Origin of the sequence: Bilifractor sp. LCP19S3_H10, assembly GCF_052119185.1 — a bacterium.
Classification (GTDB): Bacteria; Bacillota; Clostridia; order Lachnospirales; family Lachnospiraceae; genus Bilifractor.
The window spans coordinates 1-16076 of sequence record NZ_JBQKFT010000033.1 but is presented as its reverse complement, the minus strand read 5'-3'; the positions used below and the strand labels follow the sequence as shown (position 1 = coordinate 16076).

General features: G+C 47.7%; 21 protein-coding genes. All 21 read right to left on the bottom strand.

The genetic code is table 11. The features are described from left to right. Positions 1-600, bottom strand: a 600-nt coding sequence (locus ACTQZS_RS14665) for an RICIN domain-containing protein (RefSeq protein ID WP_441476478.1), incomplete at its 3' end; no start/stop codon positions are given. Next, positions 593-4711: a phage tail tape measure protein gene (locus tag ACTQZS_RS14660; RefSeq protein ID WP_441476477.1), complete on the bottom strand. Its 4119-nt coding sequence runs from the start codon at positions 4709-4711 to the stop codon at positions 593-595. The genes ACTQZS_RS14660 and ACTQZS_RS14665, both read right to left, overlap by 8 nt. A 65-nt stretch (positions 4712-4776) precedes the next feature. Next, positions 4777-5055: a hypothetical protein gene (locus ACTQZS_RS14655; RefSeq protein ID WP_441476476.1), complete on the bottom strand. Its 279-nt coding sequence runs from the start codon at positions 5053-5055 to the stop codon at positions 4777-4779. 244 nt (positions 5056-5299) lie between these two features. Further along, the gene (locus ACTQZS_RS14650; RefSeq protein ID WP_441476475.1) at positions 5300-5701 is read right to left on the bottom strand and encodes a hypothetical protein; all 402 of its coding nucleotides are present in this window, start codon (positions 5699-5701) and stop codon (positions 5300-5302) included. A 53-nt stretch (positions 5702-5754) separates the two neighbouring features. Beyond that, complete coding sequence (locus tag ACTQZS_RS14645) at positions 5755-6306, bottom strand: major tail protein (RefSeq protein WP_441476474.1); 552 nt, start codon at positions 6304-6306, stop codon at positions 5755-5757. A 3-nt stretch (positions 6307-6309) separates the two neighbouring features. Further along, positions 6310-6645, bottom strand: a complete 336-nt coding sequence (locus tag ACTQZS_RS14640) for a phage tail protein (RefSeq protein WP_441476473.1) — start codon at positions 6643-6645, stop codon at positions 6310-6312. Then, positions 6642-7043 (bottom strand): HK97-gp10 family putative phage morphogenesis protein, encoded by a 402-nt coding sequence (locus ACTQZS_RS14635; RefSeq protein ID WP_441476472.1) that lies wholly within the window; start codon positions 7041-7043, stop codon positions 6642-6644. The genes ACTQZS_RS14640 and ACTQZS_RS14635 overlap by 4 nt, the downstream gene beginning before the upstream one ends. After that, positions 7036-7353, bottom strand: coding sequence for a hypothetical protein (locus ACTQZS_RS14630; RefSeq protein WP_441476471.1), 318 nt, complete (start codon positions 7351-7353; stop codon positions 7036-7038). Before ACTQZS_RS14630 ends, ACTQZS_RS14635 begins: the two co-directional genes overlap by 8 nt. Before the next feature lies 1 nt (position 7354). Continuing rightward, the gene (locus ACTQZS_RS14625; RefSeq protein WP_441476470.1) at positions 7355-7651 is read right to left on the bottom strand and encodes a phage head-tail connector protein; all 297 of its coding nucleotides are present in this window, start codon (positions 7649-7651) and stop codon (positions 7355-7357) included. Positions 7652-7654: 3 nt separating this feature from the next. After that, positions 7655-7825 carry a hypothetical protein gene (locus ACTQZS_RS14620; RefSeq protein WP_441476469.1) on the bottom strand — a complete coding sequence of 57 codons (171 nt, stop codon included), beginning with the start codon at positions 7823-7825 and terminating at the stop codon, positions 7655-7657. Continuing rightward, positions 7822-8970, bottom strand: a complete 1149-nt coding sequence (locus ACTQZS_RS14615) for a phage major capsid protein (protein ID WP_441476468.1) — start codon at positions 8968-8970, stop codon at positions 7822-7824. Before ACTQZS_RS14615 ends, ACTQZS_RS14620 begins: the two co-directional genes overlap by 4 nt. Positions 8971-8999: 29 nt before the next feature. Further along, entirely contained in the window at positions 9000-9680 is a 681-nt protein-coding gene (locus ACTQZS_RS14610) for a head maturation protease, ClpP-related (protein ID WP_441476467.1), read from the bottom strand. After that, the gene (locus ACTQZS_RS14605; protein WP_441476466.1) at positions 9667-10941 is read right to left on the bottom strand and encodes a phage portal protein; all 1275 of its coding nucleotides are present in this window, start codon (positions 10939-10941) and stop codon (positions 9667-9669) included. The genes ACTQZS_RS14610 and ACTQZS_RS14605 overlap by 14 nt, the downstream gene beginning before the upstream one ends. After that, on the bottom strand, positions 10942-12678 hold the full coding sequence (locus tag ACTQZS_RS14600) for a terminase large subunit (RefSeq protein WP_441476465.1): 1737 nt from the start codon (positions 12676-12678) through the stop codon (positions 10942-10944). Positions 12679-12688: 10 nt separating this feature from the next. After that, positions 12689-13171, bottom strand: coding sequence for a phage terminase small subunit P27 family (locus tag ACTQZS_RS14595; RefSeq protein ID WP_441476464.1), 483 nt, complete (start codon positions 13169-13171; stop codon positions 12689-12691). Positions 13172-13282: 111 nt separating this feature from the next. Then, positions 13283-13720 carry an HNH endonuclease gene (locus ACTQZS_RS14590; RefSeq protein ID WP_441476463.1) on the bottom strand — a complete coding sequence of 146 codons (438 nt, stop codon included), beginning with the start codon at positions 13718-13720 and terminating at the stop codon, positions 13283-13285. After that, entirely contained in the window at positions 13717-13935 is a 219-nt protein-coding gene (locus ACTQZS_RS14585) for a hypothetical protein (protein ID WP_441476462.1), read from the bottom strand. The genes ACTQZS_RS14590 and ACTQZS_RS14585 overlap by 4 nt, the downstream gene beginning before the upstream one ends. A 114-nt stretch (positions 13936-14049) precedes the next feature. Then, positions 14050-14247 carry a chemotaxis protein gene (locus tag ACTQZS_RS14580; RefSeq protein ID WP_441476461.1) on the bottom strand — a complete coding sequence of 66 codons (198 nt, stop codon included), beginning with the start codon at positions 14245-14247 and terminating at the stop codon, positions 14050-14052. A 573-nt stretch (positions 14248-14820) separates the two neighbouring features. Continuing rightward, positions 14821-15246 carry a hypothetical protein gene (locus ACTQZS_RS14575; RefSeq protein WP_441476460.1) on the bottom strand — a complete coding sequence of 142 codons (426 nt, stop codon included), beginning with the start codon at positions 15244-15246 and terminating at the stop codon, positions 14821-14823. A 143-nt stretch (positions 15247-15389) separates the two neighbouring features. Further along, positions 15390-15890: a hypothetical protein gene (locus ACTQZS_RS14570; RefSeq protein WP_441476459.1), complete on the bottom strand. Its 501-nt coding sequence runs from the start codon at positions 15888-15890 to the stop codon at positions 15390-15392. Then, positions 15887-16076: dUTP diphosphatase (locus ACTQZS_RS14565; RefSeq protein WP_441476458.1), on the bottom strand; the 190-nt coding region annotated here is incomplete at its 5' end. The genes ACTQZS_RS14570 and ACTQZS_RS14565, both read right to left, overlap by 4 nt.

Below are 16076 nucleotides of genomic sequence, written 5' to 3'. Positions count from 1 at the left end.
CTGGTTATTTCCGTCGTTCTCTCCATACAGCTGTATATTTGCTCCATTGGCACTGGATGCACCGCATACATCAAGCACTGCATTTGTGTCTAATGCCGACCGGATAAGGTATGTCCCAAGAGGAACGGGGTCTTTCGGAATAAATATCCATCTCTGTGCATTCGATCCGTTTACGGAATAAATCTGGACGTTTGTTCCGGAGACTCCCTTACCTCCGGAAACATCCATTGCATAGCTCTTGTTCTCTGAGCACTTTATTACATATGTGGAGTACGTGGAGCTGCCCACGGTAATTGTGTTTCCATCTGGTATGATGTCCCATTTCTGAGCTCTGCTGTCATTATTTGAAAACTGCTGAACATTTGTATCGTTTGTGAACGTTCCTTTGTTTACATCTATGGATTTTCCGGACATTGTAAATAACATTCGTCGGGAGCCGTCACTGTTTGTAACAACAGTTATGAACTGTGCATCGCTGTTATTTTTCGAGAAGATGCGAACATTAGCATAATTGTCATCGGATGCTCTACGGCATTCCAGGGCGCAATTAGTATTTAATGCCGTTAAAATGACATACGTTCCATCTGCCAGTTCAGCCACTGTACATAGCCCCCTTTCGAATAATATCTTTTACAAAATCATCAATCTTTCCATCAATGTAACTGTCGGTGTTGTACTTGATTCCGTCAATGTAAAGATTGATAGTCCTCGATTCTCCTGCTGCTGATCCGTGTTTCTGCGAGCGATATAAGTCCGATATTTCTGGGCGGGCCACAGCCCCGGCCATCGCCTCAGATGCTGATGCAACCGCCCCAATATTCTGCCGCATTCCCGCCGCAAACTGTGTTGCCAGCTCAGCGCCCCATTTATCGTCCCCCGCAAGAGGGCCGACGTCTGGAGTTGTGTGATGGATATATTTTGCGGCCGCCTGTGCAAGAGCGTTTGCAGAGCTCGCAACGCTTCCATACTGGCTTGCAATACCGGATGCAAATCCCGCTCCAAGATGTGCGCCCCATGTATAGGCGCTGCTTCCGATCGACGATAGCGCACTGCTCGCACCATTTGCAAGCCCCTGCGCCGCAGACCGGGCGTTGCCATACTGGCTTGCAATACCAGACGCATAAGATACTCCTATATTTATGCCGTATTGGTATGTCTTATTCAGCTGCATCGCCCGATCCGCTCCGCTCGCGACTCCCGACGCCTGACCGGATACATTTCCCCTCTGGCTTCCGATACCGGAAGCATAATTGGATGCTGATTGTCTTCCGGAATTTGTATACTGTCCTTCTTTTCCCTTCACCGCATTTGCACCTGCCTGTGCCGTGCTTCCTGCGGCAGATGCCACGTCTCCGGATGCTCCGGCTATCGTGCTCACCATGCTGGAAACGCCGTCCTGCGTGTAGTATTCCATTGCGGCAATATTGGATGCATACCTACCTTTTGCGGCCTCCATGTTGCCATAGTCAGCCGTAATGCTCGCCACATCACTGCTTCCACTTCTCACAGCATCAGAAAACTGCTGCAGATAGTCCGCACCGTCCATCCCCATATTCATGATACTGTCGGCCATCGCACGGAAGTTTGTGTCTGTCTGATACCTGGTATCGGACATTACCGTGTTGATATTATCCGCGTAATTGTTGTACGCCTGTGTTTGTGACTGGAGAGCTTCCGCCATAGACTGTAAGGACACATCGGAATCGGACTCGTATTTTTGGAAGGCATCCGACGCGCTTGACAGTTCGTCAATCGCCGCCTGTCGCAATTCCGCAAACGACTGTATCTGTACGCTGTTGGCTTCCGTCACAGCATCGGCAGAGCCTGCATAGGCTTCATTTGATTCGGCAGCTCCGTCGATGGCGTCCGACTGCCCGTCAGCTGATTCCGCAAGACCATTTAATGATTCGCCGGTTGTCTCCGCTGTTTTTCCAGTCTCCTTCATTGCGGTATTGATATCGTCAAAAGAAACTCCATTCTCTTCCGCAACGGACTTCAGAGAATTTAATTCTTCGTTCATCTTTGAAGTTGAATCTTTGGCCGAATCAGTGGCACTGTCATAGTCTTTCTGTGCCTTCGCTGACTTGCTGAGTGCGTCGTTATACTGCCTCTGCAAGTTGCTGGCGTCTTCCCATTCTCCATTAACCTTAATCTGTCCGTCAGAGACTTCACTTGTCAGCCGATTGTATTCATCCAGCTCTTTATTGGTCAGCTGCTGACCGGACTGCATTTTGCTCTGTAGTTCTGTTTCTCGCGCAAGCTTTGTGTTGTAATCTTCGAGGATTGGTCCGAGCTGTTTCTGCACGTCGGCGGCTTCAGACGTTACCTGTTTAGCATCCATCTGCGCCTTGATCTGCTTTTCCAGTGCGTCAGTCGATTCTTCGATAACACTCTTGTATGCCTGCACATACGCCTGAATCATCGCGGTCTGTTTTGCCTGTTCGACAAAATCACGCATAGACTGCGTGGACATATTTAGCTTACCGGTCGTCTCATCAATCGTTGCGCCCATTTCTGGATACAGTGTATTTAGCACAGACACATCCTGTGCCATCCGCTGCTGCTGATCGCTTGTAAGGCTTTCCTGCTGGTTCAAAGCATCCAGTTCATCAATAATGCTTCCCGCCATCTGTGCCGACGCTACAGCTCCGCTTATGCTCTCGTTTGCACTGTTGAACGTTTCTGATAAATTGCTATTAAATGCGTTTGTGGCATCTCGGAGCGCCGCTGTTGATTCTTCAGATTTTGCCGCTGCCGCGTCAAGAGAAGATGTAAATTCGCTCGACTTATCCGTCGCCGTTCCTGCAACATTCGCATAAATGGTTAGTCCCGTAACAACTGCGCCTATCGCCAATGCCACCAACCCGATGGGATTTGCATCCATTGCGGTATTTAGCCCCGTCTGCGCTACGGTTGCCGCTTCTGTGGCTGTTGTCTGGGCTGTCGTGGCTGCCGTTTCTGCAGCGGTTGCGGCAGTAGATGTTCCTTTTGCCGCTATCCACGCGGAATATGTTCGGATTATCTCGGAAACCGTAGGGGCAACTTTTGCCATTCCGGTCAGTGCTAACCCGCTAACTCCAATGATCGCCTTAATGGAATTTGGCCATTTTCCAAAGGCTTCCGCTGCGCCAGCCGCAACATCCGCTACCTTTTCAATTGCCGGATTCAACGATCCGAGAGCGCTTTGTGTCAGATCGCTTCCTGCAATCTGAATCGAATGCATAGCCTCCTGTTCCTTGTCCCACGGATCTTCTGTCTCCTCGAACGTCCTGGCTACGCTTCCGCCATAGTTTTCTACGGAGGCGGTCAGATCGCTCAGTGACAGAGAGCCTGTTTTACACGCACTGTAGATCGCCGCTCCCGCCTTTGATCCGAAAAGGTCATAAGCGGCCTGTAATTTTTCCGTGTCAGACGCATTGCTTTGCATGGTGGCGGAAAAAGAAGATAATGCATCGTCCAGGGAAACGCCTTCGTCACTGGCGTTTTTCATAGCTTTCTTCAGGCCCTGCATAACCACAGATACATCCGTTCCGGATTTTTCACACGCGCCAAGGAATCCGGCAGCCTGGTCAATGGACATTCCCATCTCGGTGAATGACGCGGCATTCGATATCAGGTCGTTTGATAAGGTATCTACGGATATTCCGGTATCCTGCCCTACCTTGTTGAACAGATCAAGTACATCAGCTGCCTGATTTGCCGGCAAGTCAAAAGCAGAAAGGGCTTTCTGCACGGTATCGATAGAAGCAGAAACTTCGGTCTCATTTAGCTCTGAGTATTTCAGGAACTGGCCAGACAATTCTTCGAGTTGATCTCCCTGTAGGCCAAAGCGCGTATTTACCTCTCCGACCGCAGAACCAATATCATCCATAGAAACCGCCATAGACGAGTAGAGATTATTGGCAATCCCACTCATTTTCTGCATGGTTTCTCCGGTCGCTCCGGTTTTTGCCGTAATGGTGTCGTATCCCTCGTCAATCTCTTTCGCGGCGTCATACGACTCGGATGCAAGTTCGGTAACTGCACCCGATACCTTTTCAATACTGCTGACGAAAGAATCCCACTTGAATTGTTTGGCAGCCGTGTCGCCGACCTTGTTTATCTCCTGAACAGCTCCGCTGGTTTTCTTCCCAAAATTATCGATAGAGGTTGCGCATTTATTCGTGCTTTGCTCAGCTTCCGCCATATACTGATCATTCTCGCTCAGGGAGCGGTTGGCTTTTACAACCTCAGCGTCTGCATTGTTTAATTGGGTCTGCCAGTCTTTTACGCGGTTTCCGGCTTTTTCATATGCCTTTTCGCCATTGCTGACCGTTGCGGCAAGCTCGTCTACTTTGGCCTGCTGCTTGTCCATTTCTTCCTGTGACGCCGTCCCGGAAGCTTTCATGTCGTCCAGTTCTTTTTGTGCTTCTGATAACTGAGTTTTATAATTCTCAAGTGTCTTTCCGACGCGCTCATAATCGGATCTGGCATGTTCCAGTCCGGAAGCAACCGCAGTCTGCTTTTCTTTGTATTTTTCGAGGGTTCTGGTCAGCACTTCATGCTTCTCTTTAAGTGTCGAAAGAGAATTAGCCTGACCTGCGGTCTTCTCTTTTACGAGATTCATTTCTGAGCGCATTTCTTTCAGTGATTTATTGCAATTTGAAACCGCGCTCTTAAATTCTTTCTCGCCATCAAGCGCTATTGTTGCGCCTATTTTGCGTGCTGCCATATCTTTCTCCTAATTTTCTGCACAAAAAATCCGTCTGCTCTCGCAAACGGATTGAAATATCGTATTTATTTAAAAATTTCTTTTATTGCTCTTCTTAAAGGTGTTTCAGAATATCCATACAGTTCAGCCGTGTGTTTTGCGTCATGGTATGCCACGAATGGCAATTTTATAATCAGATCAGCAAGCAGCAATCCCGGAATAAAAAGCAATAGAAATAGTAGTATGTAGAAGTCCATTTGTACAAAGCACATAACAATAAATACCGTAGAAACAGCAGTTGTTGCCGGGAGTTTTTTAAGCAGCCGGAAATAAACAACGAAGACTTTTTTTATGGCTTTTTTCATTCTGATCACTCCTTTTATTTAATATATCACACCCGTTTCTTCGTTTATAGATCAAGGGACGATGATATTTTTTCATCTTCGGAGTAAATCATCTTCTTGGCCTTCATGTTCCATTCTGTCCGATACTGCTTATAAAGATCCGTCCATTCCTGATAGGTAAGGCATCCGATTTCATTCTTTCGAAGGCCGAACCGCAGTCCAAGATACAGGATTTCAGCAAAATCGAAGGTCAGTGGATCATCCGTTATTTCCTGCTCTCCGCTTTCTTCGTCCTGCTGGTCCTTGATAAAAAACAGGACTGGTACCCCTCAAATACGATCTTTGCAAGATCGGTGATGGTGTAATCATCCTGCCTTTTAATTGCCTTTGCATCGGGTGCTTTCTCTTCCGATCCGGCGATCTCAAGCCCTTCCTGAATCATCCATACGATTCCGTTACATGTCATGTCAATATTCGGAACCGTCCACCTTGTCTCTTTCAGATCAAGCACACCATCCTTGAATGCCGGAATCATCCCGCGAATGCCATACTCAAACTGCATCACATCGTTATACTTCTGCTGGACCTTTTCCAGGACACATATATCAAATTTATACGGGTACTCTAACCCGTTTATTTTCATCTTTGGTAATTCTTTCTCGAACATATTGTTTTCTCCAGTTATCAGCGGGAGGGTTTCCCCTCCCACTTTGTTGTCGTTTATGATCCGGAAGTAACTCCGAACTGTGTGTTGATCCACTTGATAGCATCTGCCTCGGTGTCACAGATGTTGTCTTTCTTCCATACTCCCGTGGTGTCTGCCATAGCCTTGCCACTGATCGACGGAGTTTTGTACGAAATGGATCCGGACTTTGTTTCATACTCGGAATCCGGCTCCGAAAATTTGGTTCTCGGGAAGAAGTTCGCAACATACTTTCGTTTGCCGTCAATCTTCTCCACACCAATAATGCCGAATCCACCTTCCTGCGGACTATCGTTGACGTTGTAGGAAGTTTCCTGCTCAGTGGTAGTGTGGCCGAACATGCTCTGATGGAAAGCAAGCGGAATAGTGGTTACTCCGAGATCAATCGTTGCACTTGAAAACTCAGAGTCGCTTTCAACCATTCCATCGTCACCATACAACTCACCCTCTGCTTTGTTTACGGAAATTTTTACATTGACCGCCTGTCCCAGAGCAGTCGGTGCATCGTAGCCGCTCCCTGTCGATTTAAACGGTGCAAAGAACGGTTTTCTCAGTCCAATATTTGCCATTGTTTAAGCCTCTCTTTCTTCTTCGATATCACACTCAAAGATGATGTGTCTGTATTTTTCTTCGCGTTCTATGGTTATATCCGGATAGGTAAATCCCGCGTCAAATAGGGCATTGCGGATCTGTTTCTGCAATTTTGTGGTGCTCTCGCCAACCGGTGCGTAAAAATGCACCTGTACCGAAGACACGTCGGCCTGTGGCGCATCGTCCGCGAATTCTCTGCCGTTCTGGTAAGTGTAATTGTAAACGATCCACCGTTTTGCTGGGCCGGTATAAACATCAGGCTGTGAATCAATCCCCAGAGCGTCCGCAATCTCTGCAACTTTATCAAGAGCCGTCACAGCTGCATCCCCTCCGTTTCCTCATCGAACACCTTCTGCATGGCTTCAAGAACAGGTTCTTCAGAGCTTTGCACGGCCGGAGTCAATACCGGCGTTGCCGTCTGCTTTGACGTTCCAAATTCCATGTATGCCATCTTCTCCATATTGCGGACGCCTTTGCCATCGCGTCCTGTCGGCCGCACGACCAGGTAGTGTCCGCTTCCGTTTTTCTTTACTCCGGTTGATTTGATGGATCCTGCCATGCTGCCGGTTCTCCGATGGGAGGATGCCGCCGCTTTTACTTTTCTTTCGAGAATCGGTTCTCCGGCTTTCAGCATCTTGGGGGCAATCTCTTCCCTCTCCATAGAATCAAGCTGACTCAAGATATCATCAAATCCGCTTATGCCGAACCTAGCCATCCCGTTCCCTCCTCTGGCACGTTAGATCCACATACATCCGCTTGTCTCCATGATAGTGCCGTTTAATGTCATAGATATGATCATCGGCATCATCTTTCAGGTACTTTTCTCCGCTGTAGCAAATGGATGCGATCCGAAAAACAACATCTGCGGTATATCCATCCTGCTGTGCGATTATTTCATCGTTTCGCGTTGCGTCTCTTCTGCTTGCGGGAATTCCGGATGCCCAGACGATCGTTTCTTTCCTGTACCCTTCCGAATCTCTTGTTACTTCTACTTTCTCCGGAAGGCTTATTGTTCTGTCGTACATGTCATTCCTCCGGTTCCAGGGAAAGTTTAAATACTCTTCGGTGGTAAAGATCCAGGTATTTATCTGTATCACTTCTGTCCTGCCCGTGGTGGGCCAGAACATAAAGAGCAATCGCTGTCACTACTCTCGAGTCCGTATTTTCTGCATCGGTTGAGTCGGGGAGAAGTTTATTTTGAACTCCTCCTCCTCTCATATCGGCGATACAGTCCTCGATCAGTGGGATGATTTCCGCATTATCATAAGCGGTAATAGATTCCGGAATCCCGCAGCGCATTTTTACCAGATTGAGCAATGTCATAAGTTACGCCTCCTGTGCCAGAATCTCCGCTATGATGTCAGCCTTTTTCGTCTTCGTTATTGTCCAGCCTCTTTCCGCCGCCACATCCCTGATCTGGCTGATCGTCAGGGCGGATAATTCCGACTCTGAAAGCTTTCCGTCAGAGTCGGTGTCAGCTTCGGCGGCGGTTATCATTCCCCCGTGACAGAGATATATCCGTTTACGATGGCCTTGTCGTCCAGGACTTCGCAGTCCAGCCGGTCAATAGCCCGAAGCAGGGTCATATCCTGTTCGAATGCATTGAAGTCTGTGACAGATGCCTCATAAGAGACAGTAATGCTCATCTTCTGGCGGTCAAAGATCTTCGCATAATCCGCAAGGGATCCGATTTTAAACGGAATCTTCTTTGCGGTATCCGCTGCTGTGCTGGCAAGGACCTCATTTGGAACAACCACAACCGGAATATTGCTGGTTCCGATCGCAAGCACGTTCTTGATCGGATCCGCTGCATTTGCATTTGCAGAAAGCAGATATCTTCCGGAGCTGTCCTTCAGGGTGTCGAGATACTGAAGTCCGTCATCGTTTGTGACGATTTTAATCAGCCCGTAGAACTTGGAACCAAGTGTTACATTTACAGCTTTCTTGATTCCGTCGAGGTTCTTCAGATCGACCTCTGTTGCTTTTGTGATTGCTGCAAGCACAAGGGAGTTTCTGGTTGCAAGGTCTTCGTCAGCAAGCCACTGTGTCAGCGTAGATGTGATCGCCTGGTCAGAATCAGAAAGAAGCTCGTTTGTTACCGGAAGATATCCCGCATATTTGGAAATGTTGTAGTCCACCACGCTGAACTGCGGACCGTCTTTCTTTCCGATCTTCCCGCCTTCGCCTATCTTTGTGAAACCGGTGTGCTGCGCACGAGTCCTATAGGTCCTGCGGCCGGAAGATGTGGTGACGTTTTCCGTAGATGCCAGGGACGCAATAGAGAACTGTGCCTCGCGAAGGGTGTTAACCTGCGTCTGAATATCCTGAGGCACGGTGTAACCGCCATCCGCTCCAGTCCCTTCATTGTTGTAGTTGCGGAATCCGTGGCGCGCGGCGTCGGCGAAATCCTTGATCGGATCTTTTGCGCCGGCGCAATTCGCTCCCGGAACCGGTGTTGCGTGGTTCTCGATATCCTCCGCAGGTTCAATATCCTTCAGAAGATCCATCTTCTCCTGCATTGCTTTCAGCTCCTCTTTTGCCTTCTTTGCCTCTTCAAGCTTTCCGGCATTCGCGAGGTTCTTTACCTCCACTTTCTTTGTCTCGATGCTGTTCAGCAGTTCAAGAAGTTCTTTTTTGTTCATTTCATTACCTCCATGTTAAAAATATGTGATCAGATGCCGAACGCATCAAGATCGCTGATTAGTTCATTGAGTTCCGCCTTTTGGGCTTCCTCGCTCTCTTTTTTGGCTTTCTCTTCTAAAACCTTTTTGCGGATTTCTTCGGTCAGTCGGATGCCGCCCACTGCATTAATCATCATTCCGGTAGGCTCTGAAGTCCCCGAAATCTCATCAATGAAGCCAAGCTCGACACACTGGTTCGCGGTAAGCCATGTCTCGTTATCCATTGCTTTCAGGATTTCTTCATGGGTTTTTCCGGTTTTTTCTTCGTAAGCCGCTGCCAGGGCGCTGTTGAAGGCTTTCAGTACATCGGACATTTTTTTCATGTCTCGATAATCGCCCTGTTCGGCCCCCTGCACATTGTGAATCATCAGCATGCCAACCGGAGAAATGTCCGAATGGCCCGCCATCGCAATAATTGACGCCGCAGAGCACGCCTGCCCTTCAATGTGGATCCGCGTCCGCGCATCATTTCTCAGCATGGAATAAATCTCTTGTCCGGCGCTCACATAGCCTCCGGGGCTGTTGATGTAAACATCGATGGTCTCGTCTGGTTTCGCAGAATCAATCGCGTCCCTGACTGCTTTCGGACATACGTAATCCCATCCTATCCAATCATAAATCCATGCATCATCATTTGTGATGATGTCGCCCTTTATATCAATCCTCGCCATTGTCTCCCTCCTTTCCATATTGTTTTCCAACTTGCGTGATCGGAATATAGTTGCCGTTGCACATCAGGATGTCTCCTCCTTCTTTGTCCGGCAACTGCAGCATTCTTCTGCCCTCGTTCGGTGTGTAAATGCCATTGTTCACGTATCCGGTAACAATTTCTTCCTGTGTTTTTGCGTCTGTGCGCAGGAGAGCGTTTGTATTCATGGTATAAAAATAGCCTGCTTCCTGTTCTTTCGGGAGCAGACATTTATAATTGATCTCTTCCTCATACATTTTCACGCGTGGAAGCATTGTATTCACAAGGAACGAAATGTTCTGTGATTCCGAATTGCTGTATGATGCCTTCTCATAGTCGTTCAGGAACGTCGGAGATATTCCGAATGCAGCAGCAATCTGCAAGGCGCTGTATTTCTTCAGTTCGTAGAACTGCGAATCCACAAAACTGTTGTTCAGCTTTTCGAGCTTCAGCCCTCGCGGGACTGGCACAACCTTTCCGGCATTCTGCGGAGTTATGAGGCGGTTGGCGAACTTTTCCTGCAATTTGTTGATCCTGTCATCGTCCAGCTCGTCCGTGTAGTACATCACCATCGATGCCGTCATGCCATGTTCGTAATTATTCGTAATAACCTGCTGTGACAGACTCAGAGAACGAATGGTGTCACTCAGGATTACTTTTACAGGTTCTCCTGTCAGCCCTCCATCCCTGGAATACCATGTCTTAAAGTGCAGCACTTCCGATGAATCGAACAGAAAGGTCTCTCCCGTCTGCGGGTTAGTGTACTGGTAATGGATCTGGTTCTTCTTCCCGAAGATCCCGGCATTGTCATACCAGATCGTTATATCCTGCGGATGCATGATCCACAGTCCTCTCCAGTGCCATCGATACGGTTTTTGTACTTCTCCCGTTTTTGTAATGTCCGACTGCACCCAAGCAAAGGCGTTCCCGTATTCCTGGCATAGCATCTCCATTGTCTGCCAGAAAGTCGATGGTGTCATGTATGGATTCGGCCTTGTTGTAAGGAGCGCAGTCATTTCCGTAGGGTCTGCTCTGATCCTCCCACTTGCGGTGTCCTGATAATATTTCCAGGGGAGTTTTCCCATCGTCTCTGACAGCAGTTTGATACAGGTGTAATATGTGGCCTCTTGAATAGCCGGAGTATTCTTTGGATCAATCCCCAACCATTCGAGGAGCCTTGAATCATTAAGTGCTGCTGCCAGATTCCGCAATCTTCTTTTTTTGAAAAAATCAAATATTCCCATTTACCAATCCTCAGCAAGAAACCGGTCTATTCCGTCAAGAATGTCCTGTTTCTTTGTTTGTTCTGTCTGCCAATACATGGCGAGCTTAAAAGCACAAAGGACCGCATCAACAGGGTCGATCCTCTGCCGGCTTGCGTCCTTATCGATCTTTATCATTCCGTTTGCCGTCCGCGTGACAGCATTCGAGATGCAGAAATTCAGCAGCGCATCCGGAAGATAAATGACCTTCCCGGAATACACAGCTTCGCGGAATCCAAGCGTTGCATCGTTCAGGCTTTTTTGCGACTGATACACCTCTTTCATGTCATACCCTTCCGCTGCCATATCCATAGCGAACTTTGAGGCTCCGGAAGGATCGTAACAAACAGATACAACATTCCACATGTTTTCCTTTGCGGCTGTTTTGATGTACTCCATAACCGCGGACTGATCAACGATCGGCGTGTCCGTAACTGTAATCAGCCCGGCCCGCTCCGCTGCATCGTACGGAAAATGGTCCACAGCTATATGTTCCATAAGCTTTTCCCTGTTTGGAATAAAGCTGTGCTCGGAAACAATATAGTTCACGTCTTCCCCGTTTCTGTATGGGAAAACCCACGCTACGGAGGTTAGGTCGATTTTTTTTGACAGGTCCACTCCGCAATATACATCCATCCCCCTCAAATCGATCGGCAGCTTTTTCACTTCGCACGCCTTCCATTTCTCCATATCCATGTAGCCGTTTTTCTTTGCCTGGACCCACACATCCCCCATTTTTGTGAGCCATGCGGTCATCTTTTCCGGGATCTGACAGGCAAGCTCATATTCCTGCCGGATCTTCTTTCGGCCTTCCGGATATGTCATTCGGATCGGATTCGCTTTTATCCACGTCTCCTCTGGAATATGGCTCGGATCTGCGTAGTCTTCCGGGTCAAGCTCCATGATGTCTATCAGATATTCGTCATTCCATACATCAACATTCGGATTGAGTACATTTGAGCAGAATGTGTATTCCTGCTGATAGCATGGGACGTTCAGGTCTTTCCCAGCGGTAGTAATGATCATTAGCAGAGATTCTTTTGTGTTGGATCCCAATGCCAGGTCGTAAAAATCCGTGTTCTGGTGCTGATGGTATTCGTCCAGGATGTACACGGCTCCGTTTGTTCCGTCTCCGCTTTTTCCATCGTCCTTTGACAGCGGTTTCAGAAAAGACCCCGATTTGATATGCACGATCTCATTTCGGTTGAATTTAAATTTTGTTTGAAGGATGGAGCCTCGAGACATCAGTCCGCATTCGTCAAATACAATCTTTGACTGATCCCGTTTCACTCCGGCGGTGTACTCTTCGTACACCTCTCCATGTCTGGTACTTTCGACGGCCAATTCGTACATTGCAATACCACCAAGCGTCTGCGATTTTGCGTTCTTCCTGCCAACCTCTTCAAACATTTTTGTAAACCGTTTTCCTCCGGTCTTTTTGTTTCTCCATCCGTACAGTTGACAGACCATAAACTTCTGCCATGTTGTCAGGATGATCGGGGTGCCGGCAAGCACTCCCTTGCTGTGCTTAAACAGGGCGAACCAGTCTACAATTTCCTTTGCCTTCTGCTCATTCCACTCATAGAGATATTCTGGATTTTCTGTCTTTTCAAGGTCGTTCAATAGTCGTTGACAGGCATATCTGTGTTTCGTGCACGAGACTATTGTTCCGTCAATGCAGTCCTCTGCATATTGTGTGATTTCGTCTAATATGGTCACATGGCATTCCTCAGATCGCTCCGAACTCGGACTGAATCCGGTCTTCTGTCTTGTTGGTCTTCTCCGCCGCCGCCTTCAGTCGGCTCGAGACGGACATTCCGCACATATCAGCAAACCGCCGAAGTTCCTGTGCGTACTTGATCTGCAAATTTGATGCAGTCCCAATCACTTTCAACTCGTCGTCGCTCAACGGTCGTTCCAGCGTTCGGATCTGCTTGATCTCCTCCGTATAGTACCGATACTGTGCGTAGGCATTGCAGTATCCTGCAATGTTTGCACGGTCCAGGTTTCCGACAACTCCTATTTCCTTTAACTGCGGAACCACGCGTCTCCACTCTTTTCTGGCCTCTTTATCTACGAGCCAGACAGGTGGACGCTCGATTTCGTCCGAATTCGTCTGAACCGCTTCCTGCTCCATCTGCAGCTGAATGATTTTCTCGCGGGTAATATGTCCCTTTTGCGAGGATAAAGGTTTCCTTGCCTTCCCTTTCATCGGCGCTCACCTCCTTCCGGAAAGAGTTCCATTTGGATTTTTGCGTAAGCTTGAGAGGAACGTGCGGTTTTTTGGAATTGTCAGAAAACTTTTTCAATACCCCCTTGGGTATTACTCCACTATTTCCTTCCGATATCTTCGCAGCATTTCCGTCAATCTTCGCTCCATCTCATGCTTGCCAAGCCTCTTATATTCGTCTTCAATCCGTCCGTGCGTCGGCCCGGCGACGCTTATAAGATTGTTCTTGTCTAGTCGTTTGCTCCAATCATCGCGGAGAGGAATGATATGATGCACCGTGTCGGCTGGCACAATCGTTCCGTCTGTCATATACCGATACACATCAATACCCTGATCCAGATTAAGTACAGCCTCCCGTGTACACTTCCACTCTCTCGATTGGTAGAAGCCTGTCGCCTCTCTATTCCGCCGATGGGTGTCGTAGTCCTTGTGTCTCTCCCTGTTGCGTTTCTTCATCACCGCTGCCCTGCAGCTGCATGTCTGATCAACCGGAATCCACTTGCCGCAAAAGCTGCACTGCTTTGTAATCATCGCCATTCTCTCCCGCTGCTCTTGTCCTTCAGACAGATCCGCCCGACAATCTCAAACCCGGCAAGGCCTGCAATATCCCGAAGCAGGTAGATCACCTTCATCACCGGCTCCGGTGTCCGGTCTGCATGCTTCACTGCCTCATCAGCTGTCGGATCCCTATACCGTTCTCCGTTCATCTTTTCGCCCTCAATGATCACCAGACTGTACCACCGCAATACTAAACAGCATTCCACCCGCCCCGATCAGCAGCCCGATAATAAAACCAACCATTCGTTCTCCCTCACTTTTGCGCATGAAAAAGGACAGCCGGTTAAGCTGTCCCTTCTTTGTTACTTCTTGTGTTGTTCAATAAACTCCTGCATAAACTTTGTTATCTCGGCAGACTGGCTCGTTCCCGCTATCCTGCACGCTTCGGCAAAATCATCACATAGCTCTTTTCTAAGCTTATAAGATTTTGAAATGAGTCCAACTTTCTGCTGATATTTCTGTGAAGCTCTTGTCTGCGCTTTCGGCTCCCCTTTTGGCATTATTATCGCCTCCTCGCTGACCTTACAATCTGTAAGACAATATCCACGCCGAATAGTGTGAGTATCAGATAGTCGGACCATGTCATATTGTTAATGTCGATAACCCGGGAAACCAAAAGTGCAAGCAATACAGTTGTTACAATGTTTATACCTTTTTCCATTTCGTTTAAGATATGGTATACTGAAACCACCGAGGGCTTTCGCCCCCGATGTAAAGCGCTTATTTTAATCATCTATGTCTTTGAGGATTTTGAGGATTTCCAAGACCAGGTAGATTATTGTAAGCGCTTTTATTATTTCGTCCATATCTTTTACCTCCCTTCCTTTGAACTGATTATATTGTATCATATGGTACACCATATGTCAAGCATTATCAGAAAGAAGTTCAGTATTTATTAAGCGGGGCGTCAAATTAAGAAAAGAATCATATGGGTTCATTTATGTGTTCGGAGGAACAATAGTTTTGGCCATGCGCGACGCCCCGCGGCATCTCGGAAAAAGTGCCGTCATCACTCTTTCCAGACTACCATGCTATAAAGATAACATATTGACTTGTCCCCTGAGTCCCACACTTTACGTTTTTACCTTGATTTTTTTTGAAAGAAGATAGTAAAACTTGTGCCGACGATCATAATAATAATTTCTGCTGCATGGAATCATCATTACATTTTTCAAGTAATTGTAAGTGATTCCCTCGTTTGTGGCAGCCTTTAAGATATACATCCAGATACACGGATCCGCTGCCTTTGCCGTCTCCTCGACGGCATTAATATTTTCCTTCAGCTCTGCAAGCTCAATTGCTGTATTTTCAACCTCGTCCGGATTCGGGCTTGTCTGCACCTTTTCCCTGCTGTTGTCTATTCCCTTCGATGTGTCGGCAATGGCATTGTATCTATCGACCCATTTGTTGTATTGCAAAGCAAAGTGAAGAGCCATATAAAATTCATGATTCTCCAGCTTATACTCTCCGCGTTTCCATCCGGCTCTTGCTTTTGGCATCTTTCTCCCCCAAATTATGTGCCTCCTTTCTCCCTGCCCACGCCCAGGGAAAGGTTTTATCAACATGTTGCAGACACACAATTACATCTACTTTTTATTTTTGTTCCAGAATATTTATTGGTTTCCATGCGTGGGACGCTTTGTCAATGAAATACACCTGGTAACTTGTGCCGCTTCGGGCCTCGCTTCTTTTTTTCAAAGAACCCTAGTGATTTACAATCTCGGGGATCGCACCTCCTGCAATGTCCGACATTATCATAATAGCTGCATCCTGATACCGTTGTTCCAGTCATTGAGGCGTGTTCACATTTTCGGCAATTTTCCTTAATTTTGTAAATTTCATTCTCACTGAGGAATTTCCACCTCTTTCTCCGTTGCCCTGTGCTGTCGGTCTCAAATACCTCCATGACCCGCTGCATGTCAGTTCCTCGTTTTGTGGATTCGATGAACGCTCCCGTTTTAATGGCCTCTGTCGACCTGTGTGTGATTTTTCCCGGGTTAATTCCCTGCGCAACTGCTTCTGCAACTGTCATCCCGTTCCTTAGTCGGTTTGACATAGTTGATTGTGATATTCCAGTGCGGATACAGATTTCTTTCTGCGTCAGCATCATACCGTTGTATTCATATTTTCTTGGTTCTGTCATTTCCCGCTGCTCCCAAACCCACGGTCTCCCCGTTCGGTTTCTTCCAGCTCATCCACTTGTGTCAGGCTGAAGCTTCCGCAAGGCATGAATACGATCTGTACAATCTTGTCTCCCGCTTCGAACACATAGTCCTCGTTGCCGAGATTGTAGAGCTTCACAACAATGCTTCCGGTGTAGTGGCTGTCC